Source organism: Psychrobacter sp. TWP2-1-2 (assembly GCF_049896785.1).
In the GTDB taxonomy this organism is placed as follows: domain Bacteria; phylum Pseudomonadota; class Gammaproteobacteria; order Pseudomonadales; family Moraxellaceae; genus Psychrobacter.
Genome location: NZ_JAFCVA010000027.1, coordinates 1 through 13,893 on the forward strand (window position 1 = coordinate 1; position 13,893 = coordinate 13,893).

The window sequence follows — 13,893 nt, forward strand, 5'->3', positions numbered from 1 at the left end:
GGGACGTCACCATTAAATAATAAAATAAAATATTTTAGGGTTCGGATGTGGTTGTGTTAAAGCTTATCACAAGTGATTGAATGATAGTGGGGTACTTGCTATGCTGAGTAAAATTTAATCGATAAGGGTAAATCTGATGTCAGTATCTAATAATAAAGCACCTATGTCTATTTTTGATAGTCAAGATTCTAATGAATTAAAAGAGCGTCAACGGTTAGAAGAGTTAAAACGCCAAGCTAAGGTTCAGCAGGTAAAGTTGGATAAGCGATTAAACAAGCAGAAGATTTTAATGGGTGCGTTTTTGGGTCAGGTATTGGCAACTGATGGTGAAAGTGAGCAGATGATTCGAGAGTATTTTGCGATTCATTTTCCAGATTTTTTAACGAGAAAATCGGATAAAGAATTGTTTAAAAGTATGATTGAAAGTTTGGGTGGCGATGTGGGCTTGGGTGAGGAAGAGAGTCCATTTGTAGCCAACGCAAAAGAAAATAATCAAGAGGCGGTTGATCAAAATATAGGACTTGAAAATAATCAGCCTAGGAGTAGTCACCAAACGCAATCTGACTCTATGGCTAATTATGGGGAGCAGGATTCGCTACTAGATGACAATAGTTATGCTACTGGTGTAAATAATCCAAACTATCATGGGCAATAGGTTATGTTTGTTGAAGAGCATAAAGCTACGTTAAATAAGCTTGTATCAGCAGGCATTAAAAATTTTCTTATTTATTGCTTAAAGTATTTGTCATAACGTCTGTTATAGAAGCAAGAACGGTACCCTAGTGAGGACTTGAATCTTTGGCTGTGGGCTAATAGTATCAACGACTTTACTCACGAAACAGTTCCAGTGTACTTCGTGGTGTACCTGCCATACACATTCTATCCGTGAGTACGAATCCACTTTTTAAAGCCTGATTAAGAGCACAATTTAGTTTATGGTCTTAAATTTGTAGTTTGTGTTTTGTATACAGCTATTTCCTATTTCACTATCTATTTTGTCAGAATATCTGTCTTTGAGAATATTTTTTGCAATACTCCTTTGAGTGCTTTGGCATTCATCAATATTTTTAGACCATCTAGGGTCTATTTGGCTACAGTTCCAGTCCCCGAGCTTACATGGAAAACACCCTGACAATATTAAACAAGATATCACTATAGAGCTGAGCTTAATAAGGCTCTTCATTGTATTCAAACTCCTTATTCCTACCTATATTTGGGATCGGATTTAAACCTATAGTTAGAATTAGTAGTACATTTTTCAAAAATATCCTGATCAATTGCTTTGTTATAGCTATCTTGTAATTGTACCCTCGCAACACTTTGTTGGTCAGTAATACAACTACTCCAATTCTTATAATCTTTTCTTTTATCGAGATTTTGATTATTCCAATCAAAAATACCATAATTACAACCCGATAAAATTAAACACAAACTTGCTGTCATAATACTAAAAAGCATCTTCTTCAATGATTCCATAGTCGTTATCTTCCTCAAAAGTGGTTCAAAGTAAGTTTGGTGCGCTATACAGGCATCGAACTGCTAGTGGTAAATATGGAACTAATGACTTATAGCAAAACCTAAATAAAAGAGGGACAAGTTTTACTTGCTGTGCCGTTTTTGACAGAAGCAACGCAAAACTTATCCCAGTAGCACTGGATCGACTATATAATATAAAATCAACTGTACGCGTTATTATGGTTAAGCTATCTGATTAAGATATTTCATTTTAATTTCTACAGTTTATTACTTTGAATAGTATTATCTTAAGGTACAACATTTAAGCCAGATTTTTTCAAATTTTCATATTCATATGGCGCATCTTCTGCTGGATAACGTAGTCCCTTAACACCATAGATTTTTGCGATATTCCAAAGGATACTCTCACCAGCAGGTAGAGTTTGTGTCTGAAGTTTATACATTGGATCCTGATAAGCACTATCACTATCAATGAAACTCCAGCCTTCTTCATTAAAGGCATAAATAATATCATCTAACCAAGCTGCATTAATCGCTCTAACATGTAGTAAGAGCACGTGCTTAGGTGAGCGACCCAATGTCTTTAGCGCTAAATCATCATAGTAACTAGCTCTGTCCAGCAAATGAGAAATATAGGCTGGTTTCAATTTATCCAAACTTTCTTGATCATTTTCCTTATGATATGCCAAAAATAGTTGATTGTAATACCAATCACTAGCATCAATGCTGACAGCACCAGATTGATAATTATTAGCTAGAAGCCATTTTCTAACACCGTCTCTTTTTTCCAACGTATTGCCTTCTTTAAGATACGGAAAACGATAACGGGGTACAAATCCTTGCAGAGAAGAGAAGGCTTTATCTCCTTCCTGCACATCTTGTAGATAATCTGGTAGAGATACAGAATCTTTCGCCAGGTTTAGATGTAGATTTCCATGATTACCAATACGATGGCCTTGTTTCCCCCAATTGGAGATTATCGCTAAACCATCCGCTCCTCCAATTTTACTTATACTTGGAAAGACGATGGCATGGATATTATTTTTTTTCAAAGTATCTAATAGATCATTATTAATTTTCTGAGCTTGCGGATTAGTTGAAGGGTCTAGCCCATCATCAAAACTTAGTGCCAAACTCTTGGAGAAAGCAAGGTTAGATAAACCTAGGCAGAGGCTTAGCAAAATTAGTTTGAACATAAAAGAGCCTTATGATTAGAATTGGCTGATCATCATACTAAAATATTTATGATGATAGTTTTTTATATAGGTATACCCTAGCGGAACCAGCTATTTCACCCTTCAAACCTATTAACAGACCACTTAAAACAGACTGGTATAATGGAACCACTTATAACAGACTATTTTAGGTGCTTATGTTTATCAGAGCGTATTTACGAGCGTCAACCAAAGAGCAAGACGCTAAGCGTGCCAAAAGCGAACTCATAGCATTTGCCAACGATCATGGCCACAAAATTGCTGCCTTCTATGTCGAAAACGAATCAGGAGCTATTTTAGTGCGACCAAAGCTTATGCAGCTGATTGAAGATGCTCATAAGGGCGATATTATCTTAGTTGAGCAGATTGATCGCTTAGCGCGTTTGAACCAAACTGATTGGGATACTCTCAAAAGAATGCTATCAGAAAAAAAGCTATCTATCGTATCAAAAGAGCTGCCGACCTCATATATGGCACTTCAACCTGAAAGCAGCACTGAATTTATGAGTAGTATATTGCAGGCCATTAACTCGATGATGCTAGATATGCTCGCAGCCATTGCTCGAAAAGATTATGAGGATCGCCGTAACCGTCAGATGCAAGGTATTGCTCGTGCTAAGGCAGAAGGTAAGTATTCAGGACGTAGGAAAGATACCGAAAAGCGTAAGATCATCGCTAGTTTACTAAAGTCTGGGCATAGCTATTCTGAGATACAAGGTATGACCAAGTGCTCACGGCATTTGATCGCTGATGTGGCCAAGGAAAGACCGGAACTTATCATTGCTCATTAAGTGGTTCCACTACGGCAGTCTACTATGAGTAGTCTATTAATGGATTAATGAGATTTTTTAGATGGTCCCTCGGTGTACAACTATAAGCAACTCGACGGCAGCCATTACTATCAAATTCTTACATATAAATTGCTCGATAGGAGTCAAATCTATTATAAATAGAAGCTCGCTTACTACCTGACTCAAGTAGATTAGGGCGGTTCAGTTTTTACTATGACAGCAAACAAGCGTATTAAATACCGTTATGACGATGTTACTTTTATTGTTATTTATTGTAACTAAAAAGCTTAGAAATTTGACTACTAGTTCCCATTAGAGTATAATACTGCACCTAATATATCCTATTTGCAACATACATAAGTTAACCTAACTTATGGGCCATCTTATTAAATTAAATCTTTCGAATAGAAAATTATTTTAATACCCTTTACCATATCTCTTTTTTAAAACTCAGTTAGTTAATGTATTTGGTCTATCATGTTAGAACCATTTATAAATAACCGAACGCCTATCCTTTTGTAAATTTTCTAGGAACTAGGATGAGTTTTGTAGAGCGAGCGTTAATAGGGTTTAAATGCCTTGTGTATTTATTGATACAACATAGCCACCTTTTTTTAAATGGAACCCTTATGAAAAAAATTCTTCTAGCTACCTCTGCAATCGTTCTAAGCATTTCAAGCGCCTATGCTTCTGATGGTACTATCACCATTACAGGTCAAATCACAGACAGAACTTGTACTGTAGATAGCAAGTCTAAAAATTTAGCTGTAGTGCTGCCTACTGTATCTGCTGTGTCATTAGCGCCAGGTCAAACTGCAGGTCGTACCCCTTTTACTATTAGCTTAACCAACTGCTCGGAAGGTAAAGTGGCTACTTACTTTGAGCCAGGCTCTACTGTAGATTATGATTCAGGCCGTCTAAACAACGCTACCGGTTCTGCTGAAAACGTACAAGTTCAGCTACTAGGCGACAACAACCAAGTTATCCCAGTACTTGCACAAACAGCAGGCACTCAAGCTAACTCTCAAGAAGTTAACGTTGCCGCTGGTGGCTCAGCTGCTCTAAACTACTATGCGGAGTACTATGCTAAAGCTCAAGCAACAGCCGGCGACGTAGTCACTTCTGTTAAATATACGATAGTTTACCCATAGTCACTACTTTAGCCGCTAGAAAGTTAACCATATTGCAAGACTATAAGAGCTAAGGTAAGTAATTACCTTAGCTCTTATATTTTAACTTTTAGAAGGAACATGACATCATGCTATCGAATCATAAGTTATTAAACCGTAGATTGTGCAGAGCTGTTCTATTGGCATTAGTGCTACCTTTTACAGCCGCTAATGCCGATGTGGTTATTCATGGTACTCGTATTGTCTATCCTTCTAATGCTCGTGAAATAACAGTTAAGGTGACCAATGAAGGTACAAGTCCCGCTTTAGTGCAAGCTTGGATTGATGAAGGCGACCCTAAAATCACTCCCGATGAATCTAAATCACCCTTTGTTATTACCCCGCCTATTACTCGCATCGAACCGGGTAAGGGGCAGTCGCTACGAGTCAGTGCTTTGCCTGGCGTCAATGCTCTCAGTAAAACTCAAGAAACCTTATTTTGGTTGAACGTTTTAGATATTCCGCCCAAACCTACTAAAAAAGATGCCGATAACGGCTCAGATAACTTTTTGCAGTTGGCGATTCGCTCACGTCTTAAGTTCTTTTATCGCCCTGCGGGTCTTAAAGGAGATAGTTTTTCTGCTCCTAAACAATTGCAGTGGACAGCTCAAGACAGCACTTTGACTATCAAAAACCCCACCCCTTATCACGTTACTATTACCTCTATTGTGCAAAAGTCTAGGGGTGAAGTAACAGATAAAGTAGAGGTGTTAACCGATGGGATGATGCTAATACCATTTTCTGAGCAAAAAATTAACGTCAAAAACCCTAATATTAAAGGCATGACTTTTACCACAATTAATGATTATGGTGGCCGAGTACAGCAGGTAGCTGAATAAAGGGTTATTTTCACCCCTTTAACTATTTATAATCATACGTGTTTTAATCATGCGTGTGCGATAAAGGGTGACTGAAACCATGGATAAGGCAAAAATAATAAAAAATCCTATAAAACGTACGCTTAGCTACTCACTATTACTTGGAGTGGTAACCTTAAGTCTTTCAAGTTTGACAGTGGCTGCTGCTGAAAATGGGGACTCCGGAGCGATATCTGCTGATTTTGATGCAGGTTTTTTGATTGGTGATGCCAAAAAAATTGACATCAACAAATTTGCTAATGGCAACCCTATTTTACCAGGTGAATATAGCTTAGATGTTTATGTTAACGGCAACTGGTTTGGCAAACAACGCTTGGTATTTAAGCCTACCCCAGATGACAAAAGCTCATTCACTTGCTTTACGCCCAAGCAACTACTTGAGTACGGCATCAAAGCTGAGCTGATTAAAGAAAAAACCAAAGACTCCACCAATAACTGTCTACCGCTTGAGCAGTGGGTAGATGCTGCCTTTTATAACTTTGATATGTCAAATTTGAAGCTTGAGATCTCTATTCCTCAAATTGCCATGCAAAATAATGCCCGAGGTTATGTCGATCCTAGTATCTGGGATAGGGGAATCAATGCCGGTTTTGCCTCTTATAACGCCAGTGCATACAAAACCTTTGATAACGCTCTCAATCAAGAAAATACGAATGCGTTTGTCTCACTCAATGCTGGGCTTAACTTGGCTAGCTGGCAGCTTCGTCACAATGGACAGTGGGCCTGGTCCGACCGTGAGGAGAGTAAGTCTGAATATACTGCAGTAAATACCTATTTACAGCGCGCTTTTCCTAAGCAGCGTGGAGTGCTTACTTTAGGCGATAGCTTTAGTGAAGGAGATATATTTGATACTTTCGGTTATCGCGGCGGAGCTTTTGCCAGTGATGATCGTATGCTGCCCAGTAGCTTAAGTGGCTATGCACCGCGTATTCGAGGCAATGCCAAGACCAATGCTAAGGTAGAGGTGCGCCAACAAGGTCAGCTTATCTATCAAACCAATGTATCAGCCGGCAGCTTTGAGATTAACGACCTATACCCCACAGGCTTTGGTGGACAGCTAGAAGTGTCTGTCATTGAAGCCGATGGGGAAGTACAAAAATTCTCTCTTCCTTATACTTCGGTGGCTCAAATGCTACGCCCTGGCTTAAGCCGCTATGCGGTGGTAGCCGGTAATTACCGCAACAAAGAGATTGATAAAGACCCTTTTATTGTACAGGGTCAGTATCAGCGCGGTATCAATAACTTCATTACTGCCTATGGCGGGGCACAAGCATCTGAAGAGTACAAAGCAGTGGCTCTGGGCAGCGCTTTTGCTACTCGATTGGGCGCAGTGGCTTTGGACGTAACCCACTCAGATACCGATTTTAAAAACCGGGACTCAGAAACCGGACAAAGTTACCGTGTCAGTTATAGCAAGCTGATTAGCCCAACCAATACCAATGTAACTTTGGCCGCATATCGTTATTCAACGCAAGGTTTTTACCGTCTGGCAGATGCCTTTAAAGCCCAAGAGCAGGACAGAGAGGGTCTTAGCGCCTTATATATTGGTAAACAGCGCAGTGAGTTTCAGGTAACCTTAAACCAAGGCTTACCTAATGAATGGGGTAACTTCTATTTGACCGGTGCTTGGGTAGATTATTGGGATAAGCAAGAAGATACTAAGCAGTATCAGTTCGGTTATAACAACACTTATAAAGGGGTAAGCTACGGCTTGTCTGCCAATAAACGAGTGGTAGAAAATGCCACCTCAGGCAGAGTTATTGACGACACTCAGTATATGCTTACCTTATCGCTACCGTTATCTATTAAACGCAGTGCGGTTACCCTAAATTCATACTCCACTCAAGACAATTCCACAGTCGGTATCAATGGCTCGCTTGGCGACAGAACAAGCTTTGGCGCTACTTTATCTAGTAACTATGGTGAAAACCCAAGCTTAAGTACCAATGCTCAGTATCGAAGCAATTACACTTCCTTAGCGGGCACTTACTCTGTGGCTGATGGCTATCAACAAGTGGGTCTGTCTGCTGGAGGCAACGTAGTAGCACACCCAGCCGGTGTGGTATTCGGTCCTGATCAGGGACGTACCATGGTGTTAATTTATGCCCCTGGTGCCCAAGGCGCTAAAGTGAATAATACCGATGAGCTCACCATCAACAAATCAGGCTATGCAGTCATTCCTTACGTTACTCCTTATCGTATTAATGACATATCATTAGACACCGTAGGCATGTCCGATGATGTAGAGCTTGAGGGCGCAAGTCAACGTATCGCTCCGTATGAAGGCTCAGTGACTAAGGTGGATTTTTTAACCAAGTTAGGTAAGGCGATATACATCCACACTGTTGATGATCAAGGCAATACTCTACCTTTTGGTGCAGATGTCATTGATTCGAATGATGAACATATTGGTATAGTTGCTCAAGGAAGCTTGGTATACTTACGGACACCAAAGTTATCCGATACTATCACCGTTAAATGGGGTGATGAACTAAATGAGCAGTGTCAAATGTTGTACGATATAACTAACTTAGCTAAAGGTAAGTCCCAAGAAATGGTCACCTTAGAAGGGGTGTGTCATGCGCTATAAGAGGTACTTCTTGCTGGGAGCTGCGCTGGTTAGCTGTAGCCTTGGTACAACCCAAGCACAGGCGCGTTGTACTTTAAGCTATGGCTTTACTACAGTTAATATCAATATGGCTATCGGCAAGGTAGTAGCTAAGCCTAATGACCCAGTTGGAACAGTTTTATATACCCGGCGCGTTAATATACCTGCTAACTCCAACTCTCAAATGATTTGCGACCTCTGGAGTGGGGGCACAGTGCAGGCTGTTATCTTGAATAATCAAGGTCTTGCAATGCAGCCTAGTATATATAAGACAAACATACCGGGCATTGGCATTCGCTTGTATCGCGAGCTAATAGGTGGTGATGGTTTTTCAGGATACTATCCTTATTCTTCAGAATTAAAAAGAAGTACAAGATACTCATTAGGTGAGGGTTATTTTGTTATTGAAATTGTCAAAACGGGCGAAAGTACGGGCACAGGCAGCTTAACGCAAGGCTTATACAGTAGTTATTATCTTGAAGGTTATTCCTCTCGTCCTATCTTAACCAGTACAGTAACCGGCGATACCATTACAATTACCTCTTCTTCTTGTGAAATAAAAAGCAATGCCAATAAAGTGGTACAGCTCCCCACAATGAAAAATTCAGATTTTAAAGGCGTAGGCTCCACTCAAGGTGAGCAAGCCTTTGATGTTAATATCTTGTGTAATGGTGGTAAGAACATCCAAACCCCTGATAAAATTAGTGTTAGCTTCGACTATGAAACTGCCAACAGTACTACTAATATTTTAAAAAATATTGCTCCTACCGGCACACAAGCAAAAGGGGTGGGCACGCAACTGGTATCTAAGTACAATAACGCTAATAACGTCATTGCCAAAGGTGAGCGGCTAAGCCTAGGTACACTTAATGCGAGTCAAACTCTCAGCTATACACTGCCATTGGTAGCACGCTATTATCAAACCGATGCTGTAGTGACTGCAGGTGAGGTGAGATCGATAGCCACAGTGACTATTGATTATGATTAGATTTGATGGCTTATCTTCAAAAGTAGCCTGAACCATACAGATCATTTTCTGTATTGCCTGAGCTGCACCCAATCATAACGATAGACGCTACTGCAATTAACCACCTGGACATATTGATTCGCATGGTACGCCGTCCTTATCACGGTCTAGCTTGGTATTTCCACATTTGAGTGCTTGTTTGGCTTGTTCACAGCTAACCATCTGCCCACAAGTGCGCGGTAAGCCTTTGCATTGAGAGCCGCCAGCACCTTTAGCAAACAACGGATGCTCTACCTCAACATCACTATAAAATGGATTATTAGTGACTGTAACTGCTGCCTGAGAAGATAAAGCAAAGAGAGATAACGCCATACTTAAAATAACTTTTTTCATAAAACCTACTTTTTTTGATATCTAGAACACTGCTTTCAAGCATTAATAATACCCTATATTTGTTCAATAAAGTGAGTGCTATATAACTAACCGTCTGATTTACACAGCAGATTATTTATAATTTGCCTGATAGACGGGTTAATGCCATAGTTGTTCACTGAACGTTCTGGACAGTTGTACTGTACAGGTCTTAAAAACGTACTTGAACACTAGGTGAATAATGAACATATCGGTGACAAAAGCGGCAAAAGAATGGGGTGTATCAAGAACCACGATCTATCAGAAAGTCAATGATGGTGAGCTTTCTAGAACGGCAGACAAGAAAATAGACGTTTCGGAAATGTTGCGAGTGTTCGGTGAGCCAATTTCTAAAAAACGTACTGAACGTTCAGTGGACACTGTTCAAAGTACACCTCTGAACAGTCAAAGTGTTCAGTACAATACGGACATTGAACACTTATTAGCGCTTGAAAAGCTCAAGAATGTACACCTCAGCCAACAAGTAAGCGATCAAAAAAAGTTAATTGAAAATTATCAGCAGCAGATAGGACAGTTAAACAAAACGCTGGATAAAGCCAACGCCAGTATCCAGGATTTCGCACAAGTAAGACTGCTAGAGTTTAAGCAAGCTGAAATAAGCGATGAGCCGCCACTTGAACAAGAGCAAGAAAAAAAAGACGATTCAATCGTCGCGACGGCTAAGAAGAAAAAACGGTGGTTCTTTTGACTTTAACGGATATTTGAAAAAACATTAGTGTTTAATCTTTGGTAAATAGCTCTCTAAAGCCTTATTAGGCTTGTTAAAGCTTTCAGGCTCTCGTTGTATGATATTAATCATTTCGCGCTTAAATGCGTCAGTCTGCATTTTGCCGTCATAACTTAGGCTTGGATGGTTGTTATAGTCATTCATAAACTGCACGTTATCAACGATAGACTGTATGGTAGCTTGTGACAGGGTGCCGTCTGCACTGGTTAGCTTGTCTAATGTTTTCCGATGGAATTTGAGCGTTAGGCCCTCGTAACCTTTGCCTCTACTTTTTTTATGGTACTCAACAGTAATTTTATAGTTTGTACTCTCATTTACCTCATCTATAGCAGTCTCAATCACACGCTCTCTAAGCTGTCCAAATTGCTTATACTTACCTTTAATGCCCATAACATAGCGAAAATCGTCTAAATCCATAGATTTAGTATATTGGTACTGACCTACCCAACAAACAATTAATTCATATAAGCGCATAGAGTGAATACTTGAGAGCTCAGACACCTCCATCAGCCTATATTTTGTGAAGTTAGCTTTTAGCTGTGTCAAATAAGGCAGTACATCCTCTGCAAATGTTATTGTTATCTGTTCTCCATTGGGGTCGTAAAGAACACCGCTAACAAAGCGAGTACGAAGCGTTTTATTATCCTCCAGTGCTATCAGTACCTCCCTATCAAAAAGCCGATTACTAGCTTGCTCTAAATCTCTAAAAGCATTCTTCTTGGTGCTATCGGTATAGAATATTTTTGCTACTTCCTCAACTGTCACCGTAAACTTGGTTTGCTTAGTAATATTTGGCGCATCAGGTCTACTGTCAATACGACTAATACAAGTCAGTAATAACTGCTTTTCTTTAGTAGTCATGGTATAAGCTGCTAGAACAAGCTCATTGGATTGTACGACTAGATTGTTTTCCATATTTTTTTCGAATCCTTGCTTAATCTACTGTTATTTCCAATAATAACCAAGATTCACTTTAGCATATAAAACTACAAATAGTATCAGTATTTTTTTGTTGTGTTTATTCTACTCATTTTGTGTTTATTCTACTCATTTTGTGTTTATTCTACTCATTTTGTGTTTATTCTACTCATTTTGTGTTTTTTCTCTTTGTAAGCTATTGATTTTAAAGGTGAAAAAAGGCTCTTAAACAGGAGTAAACAGGAGTAAACAGGATCAAATAAAAACTCTTAAAGAAACGGGAAATAAATTTTTTGTGGATAAGTGAAAAAACATCACTTAAACCACGTATCTTGCCTCAGCAATTTATCCTTCAGTAACGGTTTTTTTGAGGATTCAATTAAGGACTAAATCCTCGGCTAGGTGAATGGGTTTTATTAACCTGATGTCGGTACGACTCTAAACCGCTCTGTATCGCTTTGTGTTGGCCTTCAGACAACTCTTTACCATATTGCTCAGTAAACGTCTCTAAAGTGGCTTTAAGCGCCTCTGAGTAGCTTTTACGCTGGGTTGTTGGTAAGGAGTTAACCTCACGCAACGCAAACTTAAACTGCTGACAGGTTTTATTCAAGGTATCTGCTAAGTGTTCTTTAGCAACGTCTCTTGCCTCAGCTGGATAGTTATCCTGATTGATGTAATGCGTTAACCCCTTGGTATAGCTAAATGATGAGATGATGTCCCGAGTCATTCTGCCAACCTCTCCTGCACTACCACCTAACTTGTCGATGATACTGGTATTAAATGCCGCTCGTTTTTGATCGATATTGTCTCTAAAATCTGTAAAATGCTTGGTAAGCGCTAGATACTGCTCACGTTCAGCATTAGGATCACGCAACAGCTTGATAATGGATTTGTTGTTCTCAACCAGCGTGTGATCAAAACGTTTGGCCACTTGGCGTAAGTGCGCGGTAAATTCCACGGCTTTATCGTGGTCCTCAATACCATGGCGCTGTGCAAACTCGCTGAGTTGCGCCACTTGCCGCTGATCAAATTTATCAGGGGCGTCAGCCGCGGTTTCTCCTTGCTCCCATCTGATAGCCATCGCCTCACCATGACGTTGTATCAAGCGCATCGCTAGGTGCAGCTTCATACGTTCAGCATACTCAAAGATTCTCTCATCTTTAAAACGGTTTGCTCGAGTGTCTCGATCAATACGTCCTTCTTGTCGATCAAGTCGAGCAGCTCTTGCTCGTCGTGCGTCGTCATCGAAGGGGCTGGGGGCTGGTCTTGCACTTCGCTCAGTTGCTTTGTTAATTTCAATATCTGACTTTCCGATAGCTTCAGTGATTCCCTCAATTGCTTGTTTTGTGTCATCACATCGCTTTGGTAGGTTTTCGCATCGTTTAGCTGCCCAAGCAATGCCTGATTTTGCCTCTTCAATGCATCGTTTTGTGTCGTCAACTCGAATTGCCGTTCTATTATTTTGTTCTGTGCAGTATGTAATGAGATTATCTGAGCTTCCAGAGAGTTGTTTTGCAAAATCAGCTCGTCGTTTTGTGTCTCCAATGCGTCCAGGTAGTCTTGCGTTTTTCTCAGTTGCCCAAGCAAGTCCTTTTCTAAGTGCGCTAATTCGTCGCTCATTGTCTGCCTCCTGTTTGATATGGTTGTCAGCCACCAATTTGTTGCGTGCTTTGATGGCGCGGTTGGTATTACCTTTTTCGGTTGTGATGCCTCGGCGCTCCATTGCTGTCGCCTCTACCCCCATTTTAATGGTGGGCTGCTGATCAAGCCCCTGATCCTTATAACTGCGTGCATCCATCAGCGGTAAATGATATTCGGCCAACACCTTATTGGCGGTATCTACCCACATCTCACGAATACGCTTAATCTCCTGCATCGATGACGGCAGATCATGCGCCTTACGTTTTTTATTAGACCACTCAAACGGGGTCTTAAGCTTTGGATCAAATGCCAAGGTTTTATTTGGTCCAACGGTAGGCGCTCGAGTAGTGACTAAAATATGCGCGTGAAAATTACGGGGATCAGGGTTTTCCTCACCCTCACGCAAATACTTAGAACTTGGCGGTACATTAGGATCGAATGGCAACTTCATCACTGGACGATGGATACACACATCCGCAATCACATCCATATCGTCACAAAGCTTTTGGGCAAAGTTTATGGCCAGCTGATGCCGATCATACTCGTCTAACTCATACGGCAAATTAATCAGCCACTCACGCGCCACCCGACTGTCCGAACGAGTCTCTGCCGCTTCAGCGGTATTCCAAAGCGTCTCCCGATCCACACTCACACCCAGCGCCTTTAATGAAAATGGTAAAACGATATCGCTGCTCATCACCCCAGACTTTTTACTATAGTCATGGGTCTTGCCATATTTGGCATCATCAAGCACATCGCCAGCACGATAGGCTGCCGACGCCACCGCCGACTGTCCTGCTTTTCGAGAAATTGCCTTTGTTGCAATGTGTACCATCGTCATAAAGAGCCACCTGCTATTTTTGCTTTTTGCACAACACTGCTTTTCGTGGTGTGCGGGGTTTGGGGTTTCCCCAACGAAGAAGGATTCAAAATTAAGAATAGTAACGAAGTGAATAGATTAAATTTTGAGTCGTTACTTCGCCCTTAGTCAGGGGGACGTCACCATTAAATAATAAAATAAAATATTTTAGGGTTCGGATGTGGTTGTGTTAAAGCTTATCACAAGTGATTG

12 protein-coding genes are annotated in these 13,893 nt (G+C 40.5%); 7 read left to right on the top strand and 5 right to left on the bottom strand.

The window, feature by feature from the left end:
• The first annotated feature begins 136 nt into the window (after positions 1–136).
• On the top strand, positions 137–655 hold the full coding sequence (locus tag ACP7AE_RS13695; RefSeq protein ID WP_426243734.1) for a hypothetical protein: 519 nt from the start codon (positions 137–139) through the stop codon (positions 653–655).
• A 548-nt stretch (positions 656–1,203) separates the two neighbouring features.
• Here the strand turns inward: ACP7AE_RS13695 and ACP7AE_RS13700 are convergent.
• Together ACP7AE_RS13700 and ACP7AE_RS13705 are read right to left on the bottom strand one after the other, a co-directional pair.
• Entirely contained in the window at positions 1,204–1,476 is a 273-nt protein-coding gene (locus tag ACP7AE_RS13700; protein WP_095570685.1) for a hypothetical protein, read from the bottom strand.
• A gap of 287 nt (positions 1,477–1,763) precedes the next feature.
• Positions 1,764–2,672: a polysaccharide deacetylase family protein gene (locus ACP7AE_RS13705; RefSeq protein ID WP_426243737.1), complete on the bottom strand. Its 909-nt coding sequence runs from the start codon at positions 2,670–2,672 to the stop codon at positions 1,764–1,766.
• Positions 2,673–2,848: 176 nt separating this feature from the next.
• Between ACP7AE_RS13705 and ACP7AE_RS13710 the strand changes: the two genes are divergently transcribed.
• The 5 genes from ACP7AE_RS13710 to ACP7AE_RS13730 all read left to right on the top strand — a co-directional run bounded on the left by ACP7AE_RS13710 (position 2,849) and on the right by ACP7AE_RS13730 (position 9,124).
• Complete coding sequence (locus ACP7AE_RS13710; protein WP_426243739.1) at positions 2,849–3,481, top strand: recombinase family protein; 633 nt, start codon at positions 2,849–2,851, stop codon at positions 3,479–3,481.
• A gap of 629 nt (positions 3,482–4,110) precedes the next feature.
• Complete coding sequence (locus ACP7AE_RS13715; protein ID WP_426243741.1) at positions 4,111–4,632, top strand: fimbrial protein; 522 nt, start codon at positions 4,111–4,113, stop codon at positions 4,630–4,632.
• Between the two features lie 107 nt (positions 4,633–4,739).
• Positions 4,740–5,489 (top strand): fimbrial biogenesis chaperone, encoded by a 750-nt coding sequence (locus ACP7AE_RS13720; protein WP_426243743.1) that lies wholly within the window; start codon positions 4,740–4,742, stop codon positions 5,487–5,489.
• Between the two features lie 79 nt (positions 5,490–5,568).
• Positions 5,569–8,118, top strand: coding sequence for a fimbria/pilus outer membrane usher protein (locus ACP7AE_RS13725; protein ID WP_426243745.1), 2,550 nt, complete (start codon positions 5,569–5,571; stop codon positions 8,116–8,118).
• Positions 8,108–9,124 (top strand): fimbrial protein, encoded by a 1,017-nt coding sequence (locus ACP7AE_RS13730; protein ID WP_426243747.1) that lies wholly within the window; start codon positions 8,108–8,110, stop codon positions 9,122–9,124. Before ACP7AE_RS13725 ends, ACP7AE_RS13730 begins: the two co-directional genes overlap by 11 nt.
• Positions 9,125–9,220: 96 nt before the next feature.
• On the opposite strand, the gene ACP7AE_RS13735 is transcribed toward ACP7AE_RS13730, so the two are convergent.
• Entirely contained in the window at positions 9,221–9,496 is a 276-nt protein-coding gene (locus ACP7AE_RS13735; RefSeq protein ID WP_426243749.1) for an excalibur calcium-binding domain-containing protein, read from the bottom strand.
• A gap of 220 nt (positions 9,497–9,716) precedes the next feature.
• Between ACP7AE_RS13735 and ACP7AE_RS13740 the strand changes: the two genes are divergently transcribed.
• A complete protein-coding gene (locus ACP7AE_RS13740; protein WP_426243751.1) occupies positions 9,717–10,223 on the top strand; it encodes a plasmid replication DNA-binding protein in 507 nt (168 codons plus the stop codon).
• Between the two features lie 24 nt (positions 10,224–10,247).
• Here ACP7AE_RS13740 and ACP7AE_RS13745 read toward each other — a convergent pair whose 3' ends face one another.
• A complete protein-coding gene (locus tag ACP7AE_RS13745) occupies positions 10,248–11,177 on the bottom strand; it encodes a replication initiation protein (protein ID WP_181718453.1) in 930 nt (309 codons plus the stop codon).
• Between the two features lie 382 nt (positions 11,178–11,559).
• The gene (locus tag ACP7AE_RS13750; RefSeq protein ID WP_426243754.1) at positions 11,560–13,662 is read right to left on the bottom strand and encodes a MobA/MobL family protein; all 2,103 of its coding nucleotides are present in this window, start codon (positions 13,660–13,662) and stop codon (positions 11,560–11,562) included.
• Positions 13,663–13,893 lie beyond the last annotated feature (231 nt).